Here is a 23,695-nt window from a genome sequence, read left to right on the forward strand (position 1 = left end):
AGGTAGTTATAACTAGTAAAGATACAAAAATCCCACGACTTTTTAAGATGAGTCGTGGGATATAGAAGGGTTTGCCTACAGATTATTGAATGCTATCCAACAATCAGTTTTTGGCCGGGCCGAAGGGCATTGCCTCGAATGTTATTCATTTTCTTCAGTTGATCAATGGTCAAACCGTCGTAGCGCTGGGCAATATTCCAGAGCGTATCCCCGTTCTGAACGCGGTGATAGCGGGGTTTGTACCGCTTAGTTTTTGTTAGGCTTTCTGCTTTTTTCTCAGCTTTTGGACTTCTCTGATCGGCCAGCCGTTCGGTACGCGTTTCGGCAACTTCTTTCAGAATGACAAGTTTCTGGCCCCGTTCAATACGTGATGAACGAATGTGATTCCAGCGTTTAAGGTCATACAGTTCTACGTTGAACCGATTTGCAATATCACCCAGATTATCACCCCGCTTTACAACATACGTTTGCTTACGGGGCTTGCGGGAAACAACCGTTTCAATATCATCCTGTGGCTCAGGAGCGGGTTCTGCAATAGCGAGTTGACTGACCAACCGCGCCTGTTTGTCGACGCCTTTCGATGAGGCAACTACTTCGGTAGGCGTTTCTTCTAACGTAATATGGGCCAACGGATTCTTACCTAGTTCTGCCCAAATGTCGACCGAATCATTGCCGTACCGGATGTCTTCGGCATGCGCAAACAGAATATGGGGCATAGCCACCGGCAGACGGCTTGCTGAATCCATAATGGCCCGCCGACGACTCGCAAAGTAGGGAAACTGCTCGCGCGGCACCCGTAACGGATAACGATTCGTGTATTCCGGTAAGATCGTTGTTGTTACGGCTGGATTCATTTTCTGGAGATCGGCTAACGGCATAGTGCTATGCTTGGCAAACGTTTCCAGATTGAAATAGCCTGTAACCTGAATGGTATCGTGCGGAATGGGGTATTCGTAGTTCTCCGCAAAGATACCGTGGTCATTGGCGTAATGCATCAAATACGTAAATGCCACAAACTGCGGTACGTACCCGCGCGTTTCTTTGGGAAGGGCATCGTAAATTGTATAGAAGGAATCGCCACCCGATCGGCGCATGGCGCGTTTAACAGCACCCGGCCCACAGTTATAAGCAGCCATCGCTAATTCCCAGTCGCCAAAAATGTTGTAAAGATCGCGGAGATATTTGCAGGCTGCCTCAGTCGCTTTAACCGGATCCATACGCTCGTCGATGTAGTCGTCCTGATAGAGCCGCATGTCTCGACCCGTACCCGGCATGAACTGCCACAGCCCACCCGCGCCAGCATGAGAAATAGCTCGTGGGTTTAGGGCCGACTCAACAATGGAAAGAAATTTAAGCTCTTCGGGTAGACCATATTGAGCAAACATCTTCTCATACAAGGGAAAGAAGAGAGGAATCCGCTCCAGCATCAATTTGGTCGAACTGGCTTTCCGGAAGGTGAAGTAGTCGACATAAGCCTGAACGGCCTTGTGGTAATTCAGCGGAATGGTTTTTTGTAATTTCGCTAACCGTTCACGTAACAGGCTATCGTTAACGGTGGGAACGATGGCTACAGTGTCTTTTTTGACAATGGTAGTGTCCGTTACGCCCGAATTAGCTTGCCTGATTACAGGCGATTGAAACGTAGTCCCGGCGTAGCTGGCTGTTGCCAGACCTAACACCGCACTCATAAAGCCCACTCCCAACAGGCTACGATTCAAATAGTTCATGTAGTTTTTGGTTAGGTTTATGTTACGTTAATAAAGCGACGATGAAGTCACAAATTACTTTTGATACGTTCTAGTATGTGGCCTTTCCGGCAGTTGCCAGAGCTGCCATTTGTAGTTGGTTGGCCAGTGCTACTAACGAACCCTCGGCGAATGGAGGAGCCATGAATTGCAGGCCGATTGACAGTCCGTTGGCGTCAAGACCATTCGGAATCGATATGGCTGGATACCCGATTACGTTAGCCTGAACGGTAAAAATATCTGCCAGATACATCTGTAAAGGGTCATCCATCTTTTCGCCCAGCTGAAAAGCGGGGGTAGGGGTGGTTGGCGATAGTAAGAAGTCATATTGCTCAAAAACCCGTTCCGTTTCCTGCCGAATCAGCCGACGTACCTGCTGCGCTTTTGTGTAATAGGCGTCGTAGTAACTGGCGCTCAGCGCAAACGTACCTAACAAAATTCGCCGACGTACTTCCGGGCCAAAGCCCTCCGTACGACTGCGCTTGTACAACGATAAAAGGGCGTTTGCTGATGTATCGGCCAGCGGTTTACTTCGGTACCCGTACCGTACACCGTCGAAGCGGGACAGGTTTGAGGAAGCTTCTGCCGTAGTCAGAATGTAATACGTTGGCAGCAAGTAGTTCAGTAGTGAAAAATCAACGGGTTCGACAACATGACCGGCTGACCGCAAGTCGTCAATCTTCTGTTGGGTTGCCTGGCGGATGCTGGCATCGATGGCCTCGCTTTCGACACCATCGCGCAGATACGCAATGCGAAGCGGACGTTCGGGTAACTGAGCTTGCGTATACGCACCAACGGGCAGGCTTGATACCGTACTGTCGAAGTCGTCGGCACCTGCCATTATCTCAAGCAGCAGTGCAGCATCTTCGGCGGTGTTCGCGATTGGACCAATACAGTCGAAGGAAGAGGCATAGGCAATTAAGCCCCAGCGGCTGATCCGTCCGTAGGTGGGTTTTAAGCCAACCACGCCACAGAAGGCGGCCGGTTGCCGAACTGAGCCACCCGTGTCGGAGCCGATACTCGCCAGGCATAGCCCTGCCTGAACCGCCACCGCCGAACCACCGCTCGATCCCCCCGGCACACGAGTAGGATCAGCCGCGTTACGTACGGGACCAAATGCTGAATTTTCGTTCGATGAGCCCATCGCGAACTCGTCGCAGTTTTGCCGACCGATGATAATAACATCTTCGTCGAGCAGCCGCTGAATGGCTGTGGCGGTAAATTGAGCAGTAAAATTATCGAGAATCCGACTACCCGCCCGCACGCCATGACCAGCATAGCACAATACGTCTTTTATGCCGATAACCATGCCGGCCAACCGTCCAGCCGTTCCGTTTGCCAGCTTTTGATCAACAACAGCGGCCTGTTGACGGGCTTCGTCGGCGTATACTTCGGTGAAGACATTCAGGTGTTGGTACTCCGCGATTCTGGTCAAGTATTGCTCTACTAACTGGAGACACGTAATGGAGCCGCTTTGCAGATCAGCCTGAACAGCAGAAAAGGTACGGTGTAAAGTCACAAGAGGAGGGTTACTAATTACAAATTCACGCTTACTTCCCGCCGGTTCAAGGCCCGAGTAAAGCCTTGAACCGGCAAAACTGGATCAAAAGAAACAGACAACCAGGCAGCCTGTGATAAAGCTACCTAATTGTCTGCTTATGATCAAACTCGATTATTTACCTGGTTCTTTCAGACCTTCTTCGATATTCTCACGAACGTCCTTCGTGGCATCTTTGAATTCTTTGATGCCTTTGCCAAGGCCGCGTGCTAGTTCAGGGATTTTCTTAGCGCCGAACAATAGGAGCAGTGCTAAGAAAATGAACACCATTTCCTGACCGCCCAAACCCATAATTGCGAAAATGCTTGCCGAAATCATGATTCTTAGGATTTGAATATATGCAAATTTATAAAACTCTCGCGTAGTACCCTATAAAAACAGGGTTAAAGTTATTCTACTTTATTTCTAGACCTTCAAATCGCATCAGAACGATATTCGCTTGAGGGACATGGGCTTTAGCAGCGCAGGCAAAAGGTCTGTACAAAAAGCAGCCGTACTAGCCAATCTTAATCGTTTGTCGACGTGGGGCCTCTTCCTGCGAGGCCGAGTTAGACTGTTCCCACAGCCGAAATTTTTCAATGTCATCTTTAATGCCGCTGAACAGCCACAGCATTAACGCAATATCATCCGTCAAGCCAACAATTGGCAAGAAATCAGGCAGTATGTCGATTGGCGATACGAAATAGATCAATACCGCAATGACCCGAATCAAGGTCTTCCAGGGTAGCTGACGATAATCGCCCGAAGCGTAGGCTTTCAGCAGGCGGGTCACAACGCCCAGCTGTTCCCGAAAGACCGCAATATTTTTGCCCGACAAGCCACCGCTTTTATCGAGTGCTTCCCGAATTAAGGTGTATAAGCTTCGCGTGTTACGAGCGTAACGGACGGCACCGATATTGGCTCGTTTGAAAAAGATGGATGTTAGGACTCGCGTCAGTATACTCTTGTTTGCCATTGACGTTTGAGGATCATCTGACTCATCTATCTGAATTGCCAGGTGAATGGTTAGTTACTTTCCCTATAACAAAAAAAATCTCTGAATAGTCCATAAACTGAGCCAAGAGACTAGAAGTTTATTCGGGTTGTCATTGGTTTGTCTTAAACTCGGACCGTACTTTTGCGCTCGCTTGTTAACCTTTTAATTCCGAATACGCTATGAAAGTAACCGTAGTAGGTGCGGGGGCCGTTGGAGCCACCTGCGCCGATAACATCGCCCGCCGTGAACTCGCCCATGAAGTTGTGTTATTAGACATTAAAGAAGGCATCAGCGAAGGGAAATCGCTCGATATGCTTCAGGCGTCAACATTACTCGATTGCGACGTCAAACTGACGGGTTCTACTAATAACTACGAAAAAACTGCGGGTTCAGATGTAGTGGTTATTACATCGGGTTTGCCCCGTAAGCCCGGTATGACGCGCGAAGAGCTGATCGGTATCAACGCGGGCATCGTAAAAGGCGTTACCGAAAATATCCTGAAACACTCGCCCGACGCTATCTTCGTCATTATCTCTAACCCGATGGATACGATGACGTACCTGGCGCTGAAATCGTCGGGTTTGCCAAAAAATCGGGTAATCGGATTAGGTGGGGCGCTGGATTCGGCTCGTTTCAAAACGTATCTGTCACTGGCTATGAACTGTTCGCCCAACGATATTCAGGCGAGTGTGATTGGCGGACACGGCGATACAACGATGATTCCGCTGACTCGCCTGGCTACCAAAGGCGGTGTACCCGTTAGTCAGTTCCTGGACGAAGAGACCCTGAAAAAAGTAGCGGCTGACACGATGGTTGGTGGCGCGACGCTGACGAGCCTGATCGGTACGTCGGCCTGGTACGCACCGGGTGCGGCTGGAGCCTATATGGTTGAAAGTATCCTGCGCGATCAGAAACGCGTGATTCCGTCCTGCGTTCTGCTCGAGGGAGAATATGGTCAATCCGACATCTGCCTGGGCGTTCCAGTGGTGCTGGGACGTAACGGCTGGGAAGAAATTATCGATTACAAACTGAACGACGAAGAGCAGGCTGCCTTTAATAAATCAGCCGATGCCGTTCGGAATATGAACAACGTATTGAGCACGTTGAACATCGGCGTCTAGATACGTAGCTGATAATAGTCGTATTAATAAAAGCCCTGCTGATCCACAGCAGGGCTTTTATTATGGAAGAACAGGTGTTTAAATAAACGCCTGGAACTGGAGCACAAACTGGCCGCGTCGCCCGGCTGCATTGACCTGTTGAACATTGCCATCTACTGTTGCTCCCGTTTGGTAGTACGGCCGGTTCTGATAATCGAGGGTTATCTTCGTGTTATTACCGCGAATGAGCCAGTTGATCCCAACGCTATAGACGCCTAACGTGCCATTGATACGTTGATAATTTGCAATCTGGGCTTGTGCGTATGGCATTAACGTACCGTTGCCATTGCCGAACAAATTCTGCCGCAGCAAATACCCCAATTGGCTGTACACTACGTTACCAGTACCAAACATCGGAAACGCATTTCCCTGCGTGCCGCCAATACCGGCCGGGGCCGATGCAATCCCCGATGCGGGGTTCATGATGCCGTTGAAGCGCAGGTAGTTCTTGCCGTAGTCGGTATGAAAATACCCCAGATAGGCATTTAGGGCCGTACCTTTCTGTCTGTTCAGGGGCATGTCGAGAAACGCGGCAACCGACCACAGGTTCAGCGCTTCGTAGACCGTATCGGGAGCCGTTGTGGTACCTTCGCGATGCCACATAGCGTTGTTCTGATGAATGATGCCCGCTTCCAGATTAAGAATTTTCTTCTTGCCGAGGTACGTACCGGTCATATAGCCCGGAGTTTGGTGCGATTCCTTATCAAAGAATTGATAGAGCAGTAAACCCTGGAACTGCTTTTGATGCCCTTTCTGAGCGAATGACGAGTATTGATTAAAAGCCGCAGGGACTGTGCCATTGGTCTGAACCGGAAACGGATCGCTCATGGCAAAGCGGTAATCGATCGGCCCAATCTGACCGCGGGCGTACAAGCTCAGCTTACGGGCAAATTCGTCCGTCTGGTCTACCGTTGCCTGCGCGAACACCGGTACGTCCATACTCACAATGGTGCTGATGCTAGGCTGACTAAATCGGGACAGACCATTTACGATGGTCAGGCCATAGCCGATCTTCAGGTAATCTTTGTTTTTGAAGACCAGGTATTCCGCTACCGCGTCGTGGAAGAAGGCCTGCACTTTCCGGTTGGGTGGCGCTGTCGTAGAGCCGTAGGCCGGGTAGGCATTCAAAAAATTGAAGTTGTTCAGACCAAATTGAAAGTACACCAGAACCCGGTCATTGAGCTGTCCGAACAACTGGATACGTGTTCGGCGAAGCCCAATATCAAGGGTCTGGTCTTTTGCCGTGTTCGCGACCGTAGTGCCGGGGTTGCTGTTGTTAAGTCGTAACCACGACTGATTCAAAAGCGTAATTTTGAAAAAGTGGGTACCTGAAGTATTCAGGTTGTATTTGAGTTCATTCTTATCTGCCCCGGCCGTACCGGTCATGGCAGAAGGGCGGACAACAGTTCCGGGAGCCTGCTGGGTTTGTTCAGCCGGAGGAGCCAGCGTATCAACTGGTAACGTAGTCGTGGGTTGCTGGGCTGCGGCTAGGCCACTACTTAATAGAGTAAGTGCCGCTAGTATTCGGTTCATAACAGATTGCAGGGGAAGAGGTAAAAAACGCACGGCCAAAAGTAGACCGTGCGTTCCCTGACTTGCTTAGAAATTTATTAGAATACCTGTATCGGGTCGTTAAAAGTTATGACCAGTGCTAGATCATTCGGGTTATCGCCAGTCACAATCGGCAGAAAGCCAGTCCTGACCTGGATCAATAGGAGCACCATCGGGAGGTATAAGGGTTGACGGGGTTACGGACCGATCGGGATCGGAGCGATACTGCTCAATTAACCACCGGTGGTAATCGTACCGATACGTAGAGAACGTTTTTGAATTGGTGTAGTAGGCCTGCAAGCGCATAATGGCTTCGTGCGTTGCCGCTCGGACACTACCATCCGCGTCTTTATTGGTGGCCAGTCGAATGAGTTGATCGAGCATCAACCGCTCGGTTTGCCGGGCAATTTCCCCTCTGTACGTTTCCTGATTAATGTAAGGTGATTTGACAACCCCGTCACGTAGTCGATCAAGAACGTCGGTTAACCCTGGGAGCGTGGAGTCAACGGCTTTTTGGCGTACTAAGCGAGCACATCGTTCAGGGTTTAGCAGCAATCGTAAGGTCATGCCCACAGCCGCTTCTGGTGGCCCTAATGGGTCGAACGTCATACCCGTATGCCGTTTAAAGACTTCACGCGGATTGGGCTCATAGCGGAAGGGGCGGGGCGGAATCAGGCTGAGGAGCTTTTCGGGTACGGCTAGTGCCTGTGCATCAAGCGTCTGAAACAGGGCAGCCAAGGCTTTCTCCTGTTCAGCCGCCGGAACGGTTTGTAACACTTGCTGTCCATCTCCACGTAGCGCGTTGGTATACGCCTGACCACCGACGACTTTTGCGGCTGCTTCAACCTGATACCGGTGAAACATATACATCGGTACAAACACTTCTTCCAGCGTAGCCATAGGCGTTCCCGAAGGAATCTTTTTATCCGTAAAATTGGCGAGCGCCATGCGCCGAACGGTCATTACGCGCTTTAGTTCGTCTACGGCGTTAGAGCCATTATCCCAAAGATGAGTGGCCGGGTGCGATGAGCCTTCGGGTCGGGCGTCCTGATCAGTCAGGAACGACAGCCCGGCCGCGTGCATCTGGTTGATGATCTTGGTAAGCTCCTGTTTCTCGTTGGCTCCGGCCGGAAACTGTTCATACCCATATCGGATACTCCACTTATCGTAAGCGCCTATCCCTTTGGCGTAAGCGTCGGATAAGTCAATGGAAGCGCCTTTAATCTTGGCGACCATCGTCGGATAATCCATAACCGACGCGCGACCGAACTGGTCGGGTTGTCCGGGTTGACCGCCTTGCGTACTGGCCAGATAATTATGCGGCAGACCCAGTGTGTGGCCTACTTCATGGGCGGCTAGTTGGCGCAGTCGATCCAGCGACATCGTCATCAGTTCGTTGACATAGGCCGAATCGCTCGTATCAAAATTGCCGATTAGTCCCTGGGCGATCAGATAATCCTGCCGGACACGTAATGAACCTAACGTAACCTTTCCTTTTATGATCTCGCCGGTACGTGGATCAATAATACTGGCTCCGTAGCTCCAGCCCCGCGTCGACCGGTGAACCCATTGGACAAGGTTATAACGTACATCCATTGGATCGGCGTCGGGCGGCAAGAGCTTAACCTGAAAGGCGTTCCGGTAGCCAGCGGCTTCGAAAGCCTGATTCCACCAACTGGTGCCTTCCAGCAACGCCGACCGAATGGGCTCGGGCGTACCGGGGTCGAGGTAATAAACGATTGGCTTCACCGCTTCGCTGACGGCTGCATTGGGGTTTTTCTTTTCCAGTCGGTGCCGGGAAATGTAGCGTTTGGTGATGGGCTGGCTGACGGGCGTCGCATAATCGAAGAACTCGATGCCACCATAGCCGATACGTGGGTCAAAGGCGCGGGGCTTGTAACCAGCATCGGGTAGCTGCACGAACGAGTGGTGCTGGTGCATAGTCACAGCCGCTGGCGTTGGCACCACATCCCGGAGGTACGGACCGGCGTTTTCGCCCGTGAGCGTAATGATGGTCTCGAATTCGGTATTCTGAGGGAAGCTTTTGGTGCGCGGCATATACATAGCGCTGCGCGTCAGATCAAATTTATAGTTGCCCTGTTTGGTCTGAGAAATGGCCTGAACGGCTCCAACCGCGTCCTGCATCAGAAACGGCGTCAGGTCGACTAGTACCCGGTCGTTTTCCTCGGCCGCAATCTCAAATCCGGCGTGTACCGATTTAGCAAACGATTCTTCGACCGCCCGTCGTTCGAGTGGGTCACTGCTAATGGCCCGATACGCATAATTCGGCTCGATCAGTAATACCTTCGGACCACTCCGTTGAAACTTGACAATGTGCTCCTGGCCGAGTCGTCCGCGGTCCAGGCCAATATCATTAGAACCAACGCCTTGAGCGAGGGTAGGGTAGTAGAGAAGCTCCGTGTCGAATTTATCGATCTCCAGCCAGATCTTGCCTTTTTTTGCGTCCCAGTAGTACGTCAGAAAGCCAGGGTAACGCTCCATGTTAGCCGTGAAACCCGTAATGCTAACAGGAGTGGTGTTGCTAGTAGATTGGGCGTTTGCGGTGAAGGAGGCTGGTAATACGAAGCAAAGAAGAGAGAGTACGCGTTTAATCATCTTGAGCGAGGTTGTATTTCCCCGCTCAAGATAAAAGAAAAGCCAGACAATCTAACGCAGGCGATCAGACCCCCGCACCAGCTTCTCATCCCGACGAATAAACCGATTGGCCAGTGCGTTAAACAATAAGGCTGCGATGACGGCGTAGAAGCCTAACAGAAAATTGCCCTGATCGGCCGGGTTGCCGAATTCCTTACCCGCGTATAGGGTTCGATATAATATGATCCCCATGATAGCCGTGAGCATCAGCGCATTTACGGCGCACAGCGCAGTTTGGGTCAGCCGGTTGCGATACTGAAAAATGGCGTACACAGACGATAATGCCACTAAAGCCAGGAGTAAACCCAGGTACCATACCGACGTAATCACCGTCATAGGAGCTTGTTGAGCCGGAATGCCTGCCTGTTGCGGAACTGGTTGTTGTTGCGTGTATTGCAGCGCCGTTAATTGTGCTAGTTCGGTAGGTTGAGTGCCGGTCTTCTCCCAGAGGGGATTAGCCAACGCAACGCCCATAGCGACAGCGATAAGAAACAAAAAAATGGTTTGAACGCGTTGAATCATTGGAATAAATGAAAGATGTGTAATTGGTAGCAAATCATCGACCGCGAGGAGACAGTACGTCGCATCGCTTACCAGTTATGCATTACCTGGAGGCAAAATTAGCCCAAAACCGATAGATTATGAAAGCAGACGTCCGTTTGGTCCTTACGGCCGATGGCTCACATACCGCCGTCAATCAAACGCTCGATAAAACATACCATTCAATCCACGGAGCCTATCAGGAATCGCAGCGTGTGTACATTGAGTTAGGCCTCCTGGACGCGTTCGAGAAATTTCAGGATCAGCCGTTGCGCGTATTTGAAATGGGATTCGGCACTGGCCTAAACGCGTTGCTGACAGCACGCGAAGCCGAAAAATACCAGCAGCCTGTTCACTACGTAGCGGTCGACGCTTACCCAATGCCTATAGCCGACGCCCGACAACTTAACTACGACGCTATGCTTGGCACGGATTATCTGACGAAGCTGCACGAATCGTCCTGGAACGTACCGGTCGAAATCAACCTGTATATGACCTTCACCAAACTAGAAAGTAGCCTACAGGAGCTTCAACTCGACGAGCTGTTTCATCTGATTTATTTTGACGCCTTCGCGCCAACGGCGCAGCCTGAGCTTTGGGAAGAGCCGATTTTTCGGCAAATGGCAAACTTATTGCTTCCTAACGGTATACTGACTACGTACTGCTCCAAGAGCTACGTGCAACGAAACATGCGGTCGGCTGGCTTAACGGTCGAAAAACACCCGGGACCTCCGCACAAGCGTGATATAATCCGGGCTGTCCGTCGGACTGACGGATAAATTACATTTTAGCGGCTTCGGCTTAATTTTATTGACGACTGTACGTTATAAACGAAACAACTGCATCGGTAACCTCAACCGCGTATGAACCGTCTGCTTCTCTTCTTTGCTGCGTTTGTGATCGTCACAATCAGCGCCTTCCGTACAACGCTGCCAACGGAGTCATTTGTGAAGGCTCCTGCCGAAACCAAACATATCAATTGGTTAACCGTCCAGCAGGCCTATGCCTTGACCCAGAAGAAACCTAAGAAATTTGTTATTGATGTATATACCGATTGGTGCGGCTGGTGTAAGGTGATGGATCGGGAAACGTTCTCGAAGCCGGCTATTGTCGATTACGTTAACGAAAACTATTACGCGGTACGGCTCAATGCCGAACAGCCGGGCGACATCACGTTAGGCAAACAAACGTTTAAATACATGAGCAGCGCAAACGGGCGGGGCGTTCAGGAACTGGCCGCTGCACTCATGAAAAACCAGTTGAGCTACCCGACCACGGTGTTTATGGACGAAAAATTCAATTTAATTCAACCGATTCCGGGGTATCTCGAACCTCGTACGTTCCATCAGATCATTACGTATTTCGGAAATGATTATCACCAGAAAGAACCCTTCGATCAATACAAATCGGGTACATACACCAAGCAGTATCAGGCTGCTCTGAAAGCCAGTAAATAACGTAACAATACCAGCAACGCGGGTCGACAGGCTCACCAGTAAAACAGCTAATCGTTTTATACTGGTAAGTCTGTCCGACCCGCGTTATTCGTTCGTATAAATGCAAGAAGATAAGTATTTTTGTAGCCTTCAATTACCCCAACTGGTACAAGTACATGAATCAACAACTAATTTTTCTGTCGGCAATTGCTGTGTCGGTAAGCCTGACGGCTGCCACCCCGCCGAAGAAAACAACCGATGACCCCATAAATCGGTCACGGCCAAGCGCTCGCCTGAAAGCCGACCCGCGCAAGTTCATCGACCCGCAAAACATGGACGTGTCGGTAAAGCCGGGCGACAACTTCTATCAATACGCCAACGGGAACTGGCTCCGTCAGAACGCTATACCCGCGTCGAAAACGTCCTGGGGCAGCTTCAACGAACTACGCGATAAGAGTCTGGACGCTATGAAGTCGCTGCTCGAAGATGCATCAAAAACCACGACCAAAGGCCGTCTGTACCAGATGGTTGGCGATTACTACGTCAGCGGTATGGACAGCGTAACGATCGAGAAACGGGGCTTTGATCCGATCAAACCCGAGCTGGCCCGAATCGAGAAGGTTAATAACAAGCCTGCATTTCTGGACGAGTTAGCGTATCAGCGTTCGCAGGGTAACGGGATGCTGTTTGGCTTCTTTGTCGCGCAGGATCGCAAAAACGTAAGCAAATATCTGCCCCAGCTCAGTCAGGGCGGTACTACGCTGCCCGATCGTGATTATTACCTGAAGAATGATGCGCGTAGTCAGAAAATCCGGGAAGCGTACCGCGATCACCTGACCAAAATGTTTGCGCTGATTGGTGAAGAACCCTCGCAAGCTTCCCAGGATGCGGACGTGATCATGCGGGTTGAGACAGCACTGGCCAAAGCGCAGATGGCCCGTGTTGAACTGCGCGATCCCTATAAGACCTACAACAAGTTAACGGTCGCTAATTTCAGCCAGCAAACACCCGGCATCAACTGGGCGGATCAACTGACGAAATACGGCGCTAAGGGGCAAGATACAGTGTTGGTACAAAGCCCAACGTTTTTCCGCTCGTTGGATAGTTTAGTCGCGGCTACGCCCATCGAAGACCTACGGACGTACATGCGCTGGAATATCCTCAAAGGATCGGCTCCGTACTTAAGTGATGCATTTGTTAAGCAAAACTTTGCCTTCTCTAAAGTTCTTACTGGTCAGAAAGAACAGACACCGCGCTGGCAACGTATCAGCGGGCTGATCGACGGATCGCTGGGTGACCTGCTTGGACAGTTGTACGTGCAGCGCTACTTCAAACCTGAAGCCAAGCAGCGCATGTTAACGCTGGTTGATAACCTGGAAGCCTCGTATAAGGAGCACATCAAAAATCTGGATTGGATGAGTGAGGATACGAAAAAGCGTGCTCTAACGAAACTCACCTCGTTTAAACGGAAAATTGGCTATCCGGATAAGTGGAAAAATTACGAAGGTGTTGCGATTGCTCGGAATGATTTCTACGGAAACGTTAAGTCAGCCAGCAAATGGCAATATAACTACATGATCAATCGCCTGGGTAAGCCGGTCGATCGGACGGAGTGGGGTATGACACCTCCAACGGTTAATGCGTATTACAATCCCGTAAACAACGAGATTGCATTCCCGGCAGCTATTCTACAGTTCCCGTTCTTCGACTTCGACGCCGATGATGCGGTTAACTACGGTGGCATCGGTGCAGTTATCGGTCACGAGATGACACATGGCTTCGACGATTCGGGCCGTCAGTACGATGCCGATGGTACGTTACGTGACTGGTGGACGAAGTCGGATGCTGATAATTTCAAGAAGCGGGCCGATCAGGTGAAAGAGCAGTTCTTCGGCTTCAAAGTACTTGACTCGATCAAAGTCAATGGCCAACTGACACTAGGCGAAAACTTAGCTGATTTAGGTGGATTGGCAATTGCTTACGACGCGTTCAAGAAGACAGCACAAGGCAAAGCCAATGCGAAAAAAGCCATGATTGATGGCTTCACGCCCGACCAACGCTTCTTTTTATCTTGGGCACAGATATGGCGAATCAACGTATTGCCTGAAACGCAGGCGCAGTTGATCATGACCGATCCACACGCACCAGGCATCTATCGGTGCAACGGGCCTCTGTCTAACATAAATGCCTGGTATCAAGCCTTTAATATTCAGCCCGGCGATAAAATGTACAAGAAGCCGGAAGACCGAATAAAGGTCTGGTAATGCAGACGTAACGAATACTTGGAAGAGCCGTATCTATCACGTAGATACGGCTCTTCTGTTTTGTGGAGCTAATTTTAGTAGATTGCCCACTCAACCTAAACACCGATAAAATGTCATGAACTTCTTAAAACTAGCTAGTACCATCCTACTCGCAAGCAGCTTCGCCTGTCAGACAACATCAAAAACAGAAACAACGGCTACCACGCCAACCGAAGAAGTTGACAGCGTCGCTCTGCTTACAAAACGGCCTTCTCCGGAGGCTCCTAGATCGGCTGCGGATCGGTTGGTAAGAGCCCTTTACTTTGAGCATAGGAAAAAAGAAAATCCGTTTAAAGAAACAAAAGACCGCGCCCTTGTTGACCAGTTCTTTGCAAAACCAACGGCGGATCTGATCTGGGAAAGTACGAAGCCGTTAAAAGCTGATTTACTGTTTAATGCGCCCGATAAAGCCGTTGAAAAAGCTTGGGTATTGCCCGCTAACGTAGCTGGCAAAAAAGCTGTTGTGTTTGTCACGTTCAACCGCGAAGGAAAGCCTGTTGAACTCCAATGCGAAATGCAGCAACAAGACGGTCGCTGGCGTATAACGGACATGTTATATCCAGATGGTAAGCGATTAACGGAGCTGCTCCAATGATATGCTAGTTCTGTAAATGCCTTCCCTTCTTAAGTTTCTGCACTGGTTCTAAATGATTTAGCCTGCTTCCTTAAATTATTTTCAACCTAGCTGTTGACAACACCGTAAAAGCGTGTAATTTTGCAACTCCAAACCCGACAAGGGAGCGGAAATTGTTCTTTAACAGTGATTTTTGGGGAGTTTCCAGAGTGGCCAAATGGATCAGACTGTAAATCTGCTGGCGTACGCCTTCGGAGGTTCGAATCCTCCACTCCCCACCAATAAAAAGCGGAAGTAGCTCAATTGGTAGAGCGATAGCCTTCCAAGCTATAGGTTGCGGGTTCGAGACCCGTCTTCCGCTCAGTTGATTACACACTGTTAAAAACAAGCCGTTATAGCTCAGCGGTAGAGCACTTCCTTGGTAAGGAAGAGGTCCGGGGTTCAAGTCCCCGTAACGGCTCAAGACTTCTTCGTGAAGTCTTTTTGCGTATTAAAGCCGTATCCTGGTCACGCTGTTTGGGCGTAATTTCGGACGGCTTGACTGACGTTCAGCGAGTTAATCCAAAAACAAACAACAGTTCACAATAGCGTTTTAAAAACATGGCAAAAGAGAATTTTGACCGCTCGAAACCGCACGTAAACATCGGTACGATTGGTCACGTTGACCACGGTAAAACGACGCTGACGGCTGCCATTACGAAAGTGCTGGCCGAAAAGGGTCTGGCCGCAATTCGGGACTTCTCCTCGATTGACAACGCTCCAGAAGAAAAAGAGCGTGGTATCACCATCAATACATCACACGTTGAGTACGCGACAGCCAACCGTCACTATGCGCACGTTGACTGCCCAGGCCACGCTGACTATGTGAAAAACATGGTAACGGGTGCTGCTCAAATGGACGGTGCTATCCTCGTGGTAGCTGCAACGGACGGTCCTATGCCACAGACTCGTGAGCACATCCTGCTCGCCCGTCAGGTAGGTGTACCTCAGCTCGTTGTGTTCATGAACAAAGTGGACATGGTGGACGATCCAGAGTTGCTCGAACTTGTAGAAATGGAAATCCGCGAACTGTTGAGCTTCTACAACTTCGACGGTGACAATATTCCAGTTATTCAAGGTTCGGCTCTTGGTGGCCTGAACGGCGACGACAAATGGGTTAAAACCATTGAAGAGTTGATGGATGCTGTTGACAGCTTCATCCCATTACCTCCTCGTCAGACGGATCTTCCGTTCCTGATGCCGGTGGAAGACGTATTCTCGATCACGGGTCGTGGTACAGTTGCTACGGGTCGTATCGAGCGGGGTGTTATCAACTCGGGCGAACCAGTTGAAATCCTGGGTATGGGTGCTGAAAACCTGAAGTCAGTTGTAACAGGTGTTGAAATGTTCCGGAAAATTCTGGACCGTGGCGAAGCCGGTGACAACGTAGGTCTGCTGCTCCGTGGTATTGAAAAAACCGATATCCGTCGTGGTATGGTTATTTGCAAGCCTGGTTCGGTAACTCCTCACATGAAGTTCAAAGCTGAGGTTTACGTATTGTCGAAAGAAGAAGGCGGTCGTCACACCCCATTCTTCAACAAGTACCGTCCTCAGTTCTATTTCCGCACCACCGACGTAACGGGTGAGATCGCTCTTCCTGCTAACGTTGAAATGGTGATGCCAGGTGATAACATCACGATCGACGTAACGCTGATCAACAAAATCGCTATGGAGAAAGGTCTTCGCTTCGCTATTCGTGAAGGTGGCCGTACCGTAGGCGCTGGTCAGGTAACGGAGATCCTTGATTAAGTAAGTAATTCAAAACAAGTGCATTTCTTTCGAGGAATGCACTTGTTTTTTGATATTATTTCGTAATTTTGCAGTCCGTTTCGGAGGCACGCCGTGACGGACTTTTTTTAAAACAGTATTCCGATACGGGTGTAGTTCAAGGGTAGAATAGCGGTCTCCAAAACCGTTGATGGGAGTTCGAATCTCTCCACCCGTGCAAATCCCTTACTTAACAATGGACAAGTTTATCTCGTTTCTGAAGGCCTCCTGGGAGGAAGTTCAGCACAACGTGACTTGGCCCAAATTCAGCGATCTACAATCCAGCTCAACGCTGGTACTAGTAGCATCGCTGATTTTTGCGCTATTAGTCGGGCTAATCGATTTGGTGTTTGAGAACGGACTGAACGCGTTCTATCAGTCATTCTAAAGCAATAACAAACATGAGCGGCATACAGTGGTACGTCATTCGGGCGGTCTCTGGACAAGAGAAGAAAATCAAATCCTATCTTGATAACGAGATTATACGGCAAAAGTTGGATGAGATTATTCCGCAGGTATTAATTCCGGCGGAAAAAGTATATGAAATGCGCAATGGCAAAAAGCGCGTTCGGGAAAAATCGTTTTTTCCTGGCTATATCTTAATCTCGGCTGACTTAGGCAATAACCGTGCGCTTGACTTGATTCTGAATATGCCAGGTGTGTTAGGTTTCTTAGGAAACTCGCAGGCTGGAACAACATCTAAGGTTCCAGTTCCTTTACGTCAGGCCGAGGTAAACCGGATATTAGGTAAGGTTGACGAGGAAACTCAGGAGGTAGCAACCCCGACTGTTGCTTATCTGAAAGGTGAGTCTGTAAAAGTAGTTGATGGCCCCTTTGGTGGCTTCATCGGTACAGTAGAAGAAGTATTCGACGACCGTAAGAAATTAAACGTCGTTGTGAAGATATTTGGCCGGAGTACTCCGGTAGAACTCAGTTACGCACAAGTAGAAAAAGAAAGCTAATCTTCCAGTTAGCTTTCAGTTGGTCAGGCGTTCTTTGCTTCCCTTAGAGGACAAATGACCGGAATTGAATTGATGGTCAATGGTTGCGGTTTACGATGTGACTACTAAACCGTAATCAGAAATCAGAGTAGGGCCGCTCAGGCGGTCGTAAATTATTCAGACAATGGCAAAAGAAGTAGGTGGCTACGTAAAGCTGCAAGTCAAAGGCGGGCAGGCTAACCCTTCTCCTCCGATCGGTCCGGCGCTGGGTTCCAAAGGTTTAAATATCATGGAATTCTGTAAGCAGTTTAACGGCCGTACGCAGGATAAAATGGGGATGGTTTTGCCGGTTTTGATAACGTACTACAAGGACAAGTCCTTTGATTTCGTCATCAAAACGCCACCGGCACCAATTCTGCTGATGGAAGCGGCTAAGCTGAAAGGCGGATCTGCTCAACCAAACCGGAACAAAGTTGGCTCTGTATCGTGGGATCAAGTTCGGACAATCGCGGAAACGAAGATGCCCGATTTGAACGCGTTTACGGTAGAGTCTGCAATGAAGCAGGTGGCCGGCACGGCTCGCAGTATGGGTATCACGGTGACAGGCACTGCGCCTTTCGAGATTTAATCAGACTTGCCGAAGCAAACACAGAGATGGCTAAGTTAACGAAAAAACAAAAAGAAGCGCAATCGAAGTACGATGCCTCTAAAGAATACTCGCTGCAACAAGCTGCTGAGATTCTGAAAGAGATTTCGTTCACTAAATTCGACGCTTCTGTGGATATTGACGTTCGGTTAGGCGTTGACCCGCGCAAAGCTGACCAAATGGTACGTGGTGTTGCCACATTGCCGCATGGTACAGGAAAGACGGTTCGCGTTCTGGTGCTTTGCACGCCGGATAAAGAAAACGAAGCGAAAGAAGCAGGAGCTGACTTCGTAGGTCTCGACGATTATATTCAGAAGATTGAACAAGGCTGGACGGACGTTGACGTGATCATCACGATGCCGAACGTAATGGCTAAAGTTGGTCGTTTGGGTAAAGTATTGGGACCTCGTGGTTTGATGCCAAACCCAAAATCGGGTACGGTAACGCCAGAAGTTGGTAAAGCAGTTCGTGAGGTGAAGGCTGGTAAAATTGACTTTAAAGTTGATAAAACCGGTATTATTCACACCAGTATTGGTAAAGTATCGTTTACGCCGGAAAAACTGGCTGAGAACGCGCAGGAGATTATTTCTACGTTAATGCGTCTGAAGCCTTCTTCGGCTAAAGGTACATACGTTAAGACGATCAACCTGTCGAGCACGATGAGTCCGGGAGTTACGATTGATAAAGGCACAGTTGCCGGAATTTAAGCCATGAAGCGCGAGGACAAAGGAGCAATTATTGAGGAATTGACTGAAAAGTTTCAGTCTACTCCCTTCTTCTACATCACGGAAGCCAATGGCATGACGGTTGCTGAAACCAACGATCTCCGTCGGATGTGTTTTGAACGGGGCATCGAGTACAAAGTGGTGAAAAATTCATTCATCAAAAAAGCGCTCGAAACCCTTGATACGGATTATACGCCGTTTAACGATGCGGTGCTGCACGGTCAGTCAGCGGTGATGTTTCACCCTGAAAATGGCAAAGCACCGGCGCAGCTTATCAAAGAGTTCCGCAGAACGAACGATAAGTTGCAATTAAAGGCTGCTTCTATTGATTACAGCCTGTTTATTGGTGCCGATCAACTGGATACGCTCATCGCATTGAAGAGCAAGCAGGAATTGATCGGCGAAATTATCGGCCTGCTGCAATCACCTGCCAAAAACGTTATTTCGGCGTTGCAAGGTGGTGGCAACAAACTGGCCGGTATCCTCAAAACGTTGTCGGAGCGCGAGGAAGCAGCTTAATTATCCGACGTATAATTTTCAACATCGTATAACAATCAAATTAAAATACTACAATGGCAGATTTGAAAGCGTTCGCTGAGCAGCTTGTAAGCCTAACGGTTAAAGAAGTAAACGAACTGGCTGCTATCCTGAAGGATGAATACGGAATCGAGCCGGCTGCTGCCGCTCCCGTAATGGTAGCTGGTGGTGCCGCAGGTGGTGGTGATGCTGCTCCGGCTGCTGCTGAAAAAACCTCATTCGACGTGATCTTGAAAGCGCCGGGTGCTGGTAAACTAGCGGTTGTTAAACTGGTTAAAGATCTGACAGGTCTGGGCCTGAAAGAAGCGAAAGAACTGGTTGACGGCGCACCAAAACCTGTAAAAGAAGGCGTTGCTAAAGACGAAGCAGAAGCACTGCGCAAGCAGCTTGAAGAAGCTGGCGCTGAAGTTGAAGTGAAGTAAGCAATTGCTTATCGCATATCACTCCAGGCAGGGGAGGCCAGACCAACGTCTGGTCTTTTCCTGTTTGGAGACTTTTTTGTCTATGCCCTTGCAAAAGACAAACTTATTTTTATTGACTTACGTTGTCTATTTACGCCCCTTGGGTTGGGTGACGCCTGGGGTCTGAATAGCCGCTTAGTCCGAGCGCCGTAGCAACTCTTCGCAACGCACTCATTAAGAATCGGTTACGCAACTAAACAGAGTACAATCTTGGCTACAAACGCGAAAATCAGTACGCGCAAAAATTTTGCGACGATTCAGCCAGTGATTGAATATCCGGATTTTCTGGATATTCAGGTAAAATCCTTCAAAGATTTTTTCCAGCTTGATACCCCTTCGAACCAACGTTCGGAGGAAGGGCTGTTCAAGGTGTTTCAGGAAAACTTTCCTATTTCTGACTCCCGCGAGAATTTTAAGCTGGAGTTCATCGATTATTCAGTTGACCCACCGAAATATTCGGTTGACGAATCCATTGATCGGGGGTTGACTTATTCTGTGCCTTTGAAAGCCAAATTGCGTCTGTCGAATAATGATCCTGACAACGAGGATTTTGAAACGATTGAGCAGGAGGTATTCTTGGGTAACATTCCGTACATGACCGAGAAAGGCTCGTTCGTCATTAACGGAGCTGAGCGGGTGATTGTTTCGCAGTTACACCGTTCGCCAGGTGTGTTTTTCTCGATGAGCAAGCACACGAATGGTACAAAACTATACTCGGCTCGGATCATTCCATTCAAGGGATCTTGGATTGAGTTCTCGACGGATGTAAACAATGTTATGTATGCGTATATCGACCGGAAGAAGAAATTTCCGGTAACGACGCTGTTACGTGCCATTGGGTTTGGATCTGATAAAGACATTCTCGACCTGTTTGGTTTGTCGGAGGAAGTTCCAGCTACGCCAGCGAATCTGAAAAAAGCGATCGGCCGTCGGTTGGCGGCTCGGGTGCTGCGCACGTGGACAGAAGACTTTGTGGACGAGGATACGGGCGAGGTAGTTTCGATCAGCCGGAATGAGGTATTGCTTGAGCGTGACTCAGCGATTACGGCAGACGACATTGACGTGATTACAGAATCGGGCCAGAAATCAGTCATCCTGCATAAGGAAGATATGAACATGGCTGATTATAACATTATTTATAACACCCTGCAGAAAGATAGCTCTAACTCTGAAAAAGAGGCTGTGGAGCAAATTTATCGGCAGTTACGTAACGCGGATGCGCCAGACGAACAAACAGCTCGTGAAATTATTCAGAGTCTGTTCTTCTCGGACAAGCGTTATGACCTTGGTGATGTAGGTCGGTATCGGATTAATAAAAAGCTCGGTCTCGATATTTCGTCGGATATGAAGGTACTAACCACAGAAGACATTGTGTCGATTGTGAAGTACTTGATTGGTCTGATTAACTCGAAAGCGGTTGTCGATGATATTGATCACCTTAGCAACCGGCGTGTCCGGACTGTAGGTGAACAGCTATACGCTCAGTTTGGCGTTGGTCTGGCTCGTATGGCTCGGACCATCAAAGAACGGATGAACGTACGGGATAACGAAGATTTCAAACCGGTTGACCTGATCAACGCTCGTACGTTGTCGTCGGTTATCAACTCGTTCTTTGGTACGAACCAGCTGTCGCAGTTTATGGACCAAACCAACCCGCTGGCTGAAGTGACGCACAAGCGTCGTATGTCGGCACTGGGACCGGGTGGTCTGTCGCGCGAACGGGCGGGCTTTGAAGTTCGTGACGTACACTATACCCACTACGGTCGGTTGTGTACGATCGAAACCCCGGAAGGTCCGAACATTGGTCTGATTTCTTCATTGTGCGTCTATGCCAAAATCAACAGCATGGGCTTCATCGAAACGCCATACCGGATCATCGAAAACGGGAAGGTATCGATGGATAAGCCGGTGATGTATCTGACGGCTGAGGAAGAAGATACCCATTATATCGCCCAGGCAAATGCCGGTATCGATAAAGGTGGTAACTTCCAGGTCGACCGCTTGAAAGCTCGTTTCGAGGGCGACTTTCCAATGGCCGAGCCTACGAACGTTACGTTCATGGACATTGCGCCGAACCAGATTGTGTCGGTGGCAGCTTCCATGATTCCGTTCCTTGAACACGACGATGCTAACCGGGCGCTCATGGGCTCGAACATGCAACGTCAGGCAGTGCCGCTGCTCCGTCCTGAAGCGCCGATTGTCGGTACAGGTTTGGAAGGCCGTGTTGCTGTTGATTCACGGACGCTGGTTATTGCCGAAGCTGACGGAGTAATTGAGTTTGTTGACTCAACTAAAATTGTGGTACGGTATGAGCTTGATGACGACCAGATGGCCGTTACGTTCGATGAAGAACGGAAGACGTATAATCTGATCAAATTCCGCCGGACGAACCAGGATACCTGCATCAACCTGAAACCAACTGTCCTGAAAGGTCAGAAGGTGAAAAAAGGTGATGTACTCTGCGAAGGCTACGCTACCCAGGCTGGTGAGTTAGCGCTCGGCCGGAACATGAAGGTCGCCTTCATGCCTTGGCAGGGGTATAACTTCGAGGATGCCATCGTGATTTCTGAGCGTGTCGTACGTGAAGATATCTTTACCTCGATTCACATTGAAGAGTTTGAACTGGAAGTACGGGATACGAAGCGGGGCGAAGAGGAGTTAACCTCTGAAATTCCGAACGTAAGCGAAGAGACGGTTCGTAACCTGGATGAGAATGGTATCGTACGAGTAGGTACTGAAGTTAAAGAAGGTGATATTCTGATTGGCAAGATCACACCGAAAGGAGAAAGTGATCCGACTCCAGAAGAAAAACTGCTTCGTGCCATCTTCGGTGATAAGGCTGGCGACGTAAAAGATGCATCCAAGAAAGCACCACCGTCCTTAAAGGGTGTCGTTATCGATACCAAGTTGTTTGCCCGTCCGGCTAAAGAGGATCGTGGTAAGCACAAAGACGAGGTGAAGTCGTTGATGAAGAAGTACGGTCGTGAGCTGAACGACTTCCGTGCCCGGATGATTGAGAAACTGGTTACGTTACTTGACGGTAAAACAAGCCAGGGCGTCAAGCATAAGTTTGGCGATGACATTGTTAGCAAAGGCGTGAAGTTTAACCGTAAGAACATTACGGATAACCTTTTTCCTGATCGGAACCCTTATCGCGACGAAAGCGGCTACGCCGTTCCGGAAGAAGCGAACCTGCTGATTGATCTCAACCTCGACGGCTGGACAGACGACGATAAGCTCAATCACATGATTGTTCAGTTGGTGAAAAACTACAACAATCGTCGGAGCGAAATCACTGGTCGGTTTAAGCGGGAGCGCTTCACGCTCGAAGTAGGTGACGAACTACCTGCTGGTATCGTGAAACTGGCCAAAGTGTACATCGCCAAGAAGCGTAAGCTGAAAGTGGGTGATAAGATGGCCGGTCGTCACGGAAACAAAGGGGTTGTTGCCCGGATTGTACGGGATGAAGACATGCCGTTCCTGGAAGATGGAACCAAAGTTGACATCGTATTGAATCCGCTTGGCGTACCGTCCCGGATGAACCTTGGCCAGATCTATGAAACGGTATTGGCGTGGGCCGGTCAGAAACTCGACCGGAAGTACGCAACACCGATCTTCGACGGAGCAACGGAGCAGCAGGTTGCGGATGAATTGAATGCCGCTGGCTTGCCGTCGTTCGGCCGGACGTATCTGTACAACGGTCTGACGGGTGAACGGTTCGATCAACCGGTAACGGTCGGTATCATCTATATGCTCAAACTGGGCCACTTAGTTGATGACAAGATGCACGCCCGTTCGATTGGACCATACTCGCTTATTACGCAGCAACCGTTGGGTGGTAAAGCACAGTTTGGTGGTCAACGGTTCGGTGAGATGGAAGTGTGGGCGTTGGAGGCTTTCGGAGCATCAAACATCCTGCAAGAAATCTTGACGGTTAAATCCGATGACGTAGTTGGTCGTGCCAAGGCATACGAAGCGATTGTGAAAGGTGAAAACCTGCCGAAGCCGAATATTCCTGAGTCGTTCAACGTACTTGTTCACGAGTTGCGCGGTTTAGCACTTGAAATTACACTTGAATAAT

Annotated in this window: 20 protein-coding genes and 4 tRNA genes; 17 read left to right on the forward strand and 7 right to left on the reverse strand. The window is 49.5% G+C overall.

The window, feature by feature from the left end; all coding sequences use genetic code 11:
* Positions 1-92 precede the first annotated feature (92 nt).
* The 4 genes from ACYVIY_RS00785 to ACYVIY_RS00800 form a co-directional block, all read right to left on the reverse strand.
* On the reverse strand, positions 93-1,727 hold the full coding sequence (locus ACYVIY_RS00785) for a lytic transglycosylase domain-containing protein (protein WP_460974338.1): 1,635 nt from the start codon (positions 1,725-1,727) through the stop codon (positions 93-95).
* A 70-nt stretch (positions 1,728-1,797) separates the two neighbouring features.
* Positions 1,798-3,264, reverse strand: a complete 1,467-nt coding sequence (gatA, locus tag ACYVIY_RS00790; RefSeq protein WP_460974339.1) for an Asp-tRNA(Asn)/Glu-tRNA(Gln) amidotransferase subunit GatA — start codon at positions 3,262-3,264, stop codon at positions 1,798-1,800.
* 153 nt (positions 3,265-3,417) lie between these two features.
* Positions 3,418-3,621, reverse strand: a complete 204-nt coding sequence (locus tag ACYVIY_RS00795; protein ID WP_460974340.1) for a Sec-independent protein translocase subunit TatA/TatB — start codon at positions 3,619-3,621, stop codon at positions 3,418-3,420.
* A gap of 178 nt (positions 3,622-3,799) precedes the next feature.
* Positions 3,800-4,258 (reverse strand): YkvA family protein, encoded by a 459-nt coding sequence (locus ACYVIY_RS00800; protein ID WP_460974341.1) that lies wholly within the window; start codon positions 4,256-4,258, stop codon positions 3,800-3,802.
* A gap of 200 nt (positions 4,259-4,458) precedes the next feature.
* Here ACYVIY_RS00800 and mdh point away from each other — a divergent pair, with 200 nt between their 5' ends.
* Complete coding sequence (mdh, locus tag ACYVIY_RS00805) at positions 4,459-5,400, forward strand: malate dehydrogenase (protein ID WP_460974342.1); 942 nt, start codon at positions 4,459-4,461, stop codon at positions 5,398-5,400.
* A gap of 78 nt (positions 5,401-5,478) precedes the next feature.
* Here the strand turns inward: mdh and ACYVIY_RS00810 are convergent, their stop codons facing one another.
* From ACYVIY_RS00810 to ACYVIY_RS00820, 3 genes are all read right to left on the reverse strand, one after another.
* Positions 5,479-6,972 carry a hypothetical protein gene (locus ACYVIY_RS00810; protein ID WP_460974343.1) on the reverse strand — a complete coding sequence of 498 codons (1,494 nt, stop codon included), beginning with the start codon at positions 6,970-6,972 and terminating at the stop codon, positions 5,479-5,481.
* 132 nt (positions 6,973-7,104) lie between these two features.
* Complete coding sequence (locus ACYVIY_RS00815) at positions 7,105-9,606, reverse strand: zinc-dependent metalloprotease (RefSeq protein WP_460974344.1); 2,502 nt, start codon at positions 9,604-9,606, stop codon at positions 7,105-7,107.
* Positions 9,607-9,657: 51 nt separating this feature from the next.
* Positions 9,658-10,167: a DUF4293 domain-containing protein gene (locus tag ACYVIY_RS00820; protein ID WP_460974345.1), complete on the reverse strand. Its 510-nt coding sequence runs from the start codon at positions 10,165-10,167 to the stop codon at positions 9,658-9,660.
* A gap of 119 nt (positions 10,168-10,286) precedes the next feature.
* On the opposite strand from ACYVIY_RS00820, the gene mnmC2 reads away from it, so the two are divergent.
* From mnmC2 to rpoB, 16 genes are all read left to right on the forward strand, one after another.
* The gene (mnmC2, locus tag ACYVIY_RS00825) at positions 10,287-10,964 is read left to right on the forward strand and encodes a tRNA (5-methylaminomethyl-2-thiouridine)(34)-methyltransferase MnmC2 (RefSeq protein ID WP_460974346.1); all 678 of its coding nucleotides are present in this window, start codon (positions 10,287-10,289) and stop codon (positions 10,962-10,964) included.
* A gap of 84 nt (positions 10,965-11,048) precedes the next feature.
* Complete coding sequence (locus tag ACYVIY_RS00830; protein ID WP_460974347.1) at positions 11,049-11,642, forward strand: thioredoxin family protein; 594 nt, start codon at positions 11,049-11,051, stop codon at positions 11,640-11,642.
* 155 nt (positions 11,643-11,797) lie between these two features.
* Positions 11,798-13,885 (forward strand): M13 family metallopeptidase, encoded by a 2,088-nt coding sequence (locus tag ACYVIY_RS00835; protein ID WP_460974348.1) that lies wholly within the window; start codon positions 11,798-11,800, stop codon positions 13,883-13,885.
* Positions 13,886-14,000: 115 nt separating this feature from the next.
* Positions 14,001-14,519, forward strand: a complete 519-nt coding sequence (locus tag ACYVIY_RS00840; RefSeq protein WP_460974349.1) for a YqhG/Tai3 family protein — start codon at positions 14,001-14,003, stop codon at positions 14,517-14,519.
* 174 nt (positions 14,520-14,693) lie between these two features.
* Positions 14,694-14,779 (forward strand) — tRNA-Tyr (locus tag ACYVIY_RS00845).
* Positions 14,780-14,786: 7 nt separating this feature from the next.
* Positions 14,787-14,859, forward strand: a tRNA-Gly gene (locus ACYVIY_RS00850).
* 27 nt (positions 14,860-14,886) lie between these two features.
* Positions 14,887-14,958, forward strand: a tRNA-Thr gene (locus ACYVIY_RS00855).
* 140 nt (positions 14,959-15,098) lie between these two features.
* Positions 15,099-16,286 carry an elongation factor Tu gene (gene tuf / locus ACYVIY_RS00860; RefSeq protein WP_460974350.1) on the forward strand — a complete coding sequence of 396 codons (1,188 nt, stop codon included), beginning with the start codon at positions 15,099-15,101 and terminating at the stop codon, positions 16,284-16,286.
* A 125-nt stretch (positions 16,287-16,411) separates the two neighbouring features.
* Positions 16,412-16,482: transfer RNA gene (locus tag ACYVIY_RS00865), tRNA-Trp, on the forward strand.
* Positions 16,483-16,500: 18 nt separating this feature from the next.
* On the forward strand, positions 16,501-16,692 hold the full coding sequence (gene secE / locus ACYVIY_RS00870; protein WP_012928967.1) for a preprotein translocase subunit SecE: 192 nt from the start codon (positions 16,501-16,503) through the stop codon (positions 16,690-16,692).
* Between the two features lie 13 nt (positions 16,693-16,705).
* Positions 16,706-17,266, forward strand: coding sequence for a transcription termination/antitermination protein NusG (gene nusG / locus ACYVIY_RS00875; RefSeq protein ID WP_460974351.1), 561 nt, complete (start codon positions 16,706-16,708; stop codon positions 17,264-17,266).
* A 163-nt stretch (positions 17,267-17,429) separates the two neighbouring features.
* Positions 17,430-17,873: a 50S ribosomal protein L11 gene (gene rplK / locus ACYVIY_RS00880; RefSeq protein ID WP_381523162.1), complete on the forward strand. Its 444-nt coding sequence runs from the start codon at positions 17,430-17,432 to the stop codon at positions 17,871-17,873.
* Between the two features lie 26 nt (positions 17,874-17,899).
* A complete protein-coding gene (gene rplA / locus ACYVIY_RS00885; RefSeq protein ID WP_460974352.1) occupies positions 17,900-18,598 on the forward strand; it encodes a 50S ribosomal protein L1 in 699 nt (232 codons plus the stop codon).
* A 3-nt stretch (positions 18,599-18,601) separates the two neighbouring features.
* The gene (gene rplJ / locus ACYVIY_RS00890; RefSeq protein ID WP_460974353.1) at positions 18,602-19,135 is read left to right on the forward strand and encodes a 50S ribosomal protein L10; all 534 of its coding nucleotides are present in this window, start codon (positions 18,602-18,604) and stop codon (positions 19,133-19,135) included.
* A gap of 53 nt (positions 19,136-19,188) precedes the next feature.
* Positions 19,189-19,575 (forward strand): 50S ribosomal protein L7/L12, encoded by a 387-nt coding sequence (gene rplL / locus ACYVIY_RS00895; protein ID WP_460974354.1) that lies wholly within the window; start codon positions 19,189-19,191, stop codon positions 19,573-19,575.
* 249 nt (positions 19,576-19,824) lie between these two features.
* Positions 19,825-23,694, forward strand: coding sequence for a DNA-directed RNA polymerase subunit beta (rpoB, locus tag ACYVIY_RS00900; protein WP_460974355.1), 3,870 nt, complete (start codon positions 19,825-19,827; stop codon positions 23,692-23,694).
* Position 23,695 lies beyond the last annotated feature (1 nt).

Source organism: Spirosoma knui (assembly GCF_054780635.1).

What these genes read in the sequence shown, in the direction of transcription:
- ACYVIY_RS00785 (WP_460974338.1), bottom strand. Translation starts at nt 1,727, where the DNA reads ATGAACTATTTGAATCGTAGCCTGTTGGGAGTGGGCTTTATGAGTGCG.
- ACYVIY_RS00795 (WP_460974340.1), bottom strand. Translation starts at nt 3,621, where the DNA reads ATGATTTCGGCAAGCATTTTCGCAATTATGGGTTTGGGCGGTCAGGAA.
- ACYVIY_RS00800 (WP_460974341.1), bottom strand. Translation starts at nt 4,258, where the DNA reads ATGGCAAACAAGAGTATACTGACGCGAGTCCTAACATCCATCTTTTTC.
- mdh (WP_460974342.1), top strand. Translation starts at nt 4,459, where the DNA reads ATGAAAGTAACCGTAGTAGGTGCGGGGGCCGTTGGAGCCACCTGCGCC.
- ACYVIY_RS00810 (WP_460974343.1), bottom strand. Translation starts at nt 6,972, where the DNA reads ATGAACCGAATACTAGCGGCACTTACTCTATTAAGTAGTGGCCTAGCC.
- ACYVIY_RS00815 (WP_460974344.1), bottom strand. Translation starts at nt 9,606, where the DNA reads ATGATTAAACGCGTACTCTCTCTTCTTTGCTTCGTATTACCAGCCTCC.
- ACYVIY_RS00820 (WP_460974345.1), bottom strand. Translation starts at nt 10,167, where the DNA reads ATGATTCAACGCGTTCAAACCATTTTTTTGTTTCTTATCGCTGTCGCT.
- mnmC2 (WP_460974346.1), top strand. Translation starts at nt 10,287, where the DNA reads ATGAAAGCAGACGTCCGTTTGGTCCTTACGGCCGATGGCTCACATACC.
- ACYVIY_RS00830 (WP_460974347.1), top strand. Translation starts at nt 11,049, where the DNA reads ATGAACCGTCTGCTTCTCTTCTTTGCTGCGTTTGTGATCGTCACAATC.
- ACYVIY_RS00835 (WP_460974348.1), top strand. Translation starts at nt 11,798, where the DNA reads ATGAATCAACAACTAATTTTTCTGTCGGCAATTGCTGTGTCGGTAAGC.
- ACYVIY_RS00840 (WP_460974349.1), top strand. Translation starts at nt 14,001, where the DNA reads ATGAACTTCTTAAAACTAGCTAGTACCATCCTACTCGCAAGCAGCTTC.
- tuf (WP_460974350.1), top strand. Translation starts at nt 15,099, where the DNA reads ATGGCAAAAGAGAATTTTGACCGCTCGAAACCGCACGTAAACATCGGT.
- secE (WP_012928967.1), top strand. Translation starts at nt 16,501, where the DNA reads ATGGACAAGTTTATCTCGTTTCTGAAGGCCTCCTGGGAGGAAGTTCAG.
- nusG (WP_460974351.1), top strand. Translation starts at nt 16,706, where the DNA reads ATGAGCGGCATACAGTGGTACGTCATTCGGGCGGTCTCTGGACAAGAG.
- rplK (WP_381523162.1), top strand. Translation starts at nt 17,430, where the DNA reads ATGGCAAAAGAAGTAGGTGGCTACGTAAAGCTGCAAGTCAAAGGCGGG.
- rplA (WP_460974352.1), top strand. Translation starts at nt 17,900, where the DNA reads ATGGCTAAGTTAACGAAAAAACAAAAAGAAGCGCAATCGAAGTACGAT.
- rplJ (WP_460974353.1), top strand. Translation starts at nt 18,602, where the DNA reads ATGAAGCGCGAGGACAAAGGAGCAATTATTGAGGAATTGACTGAAAAG.
- rplL (WP_460974354.1), top strand. Translation starts at nt 19,189, where the DNA reads ATGGCAGATTTGAAAGCGTTCGCTGAGCAGCTTGTAAGCCTAACGGTT.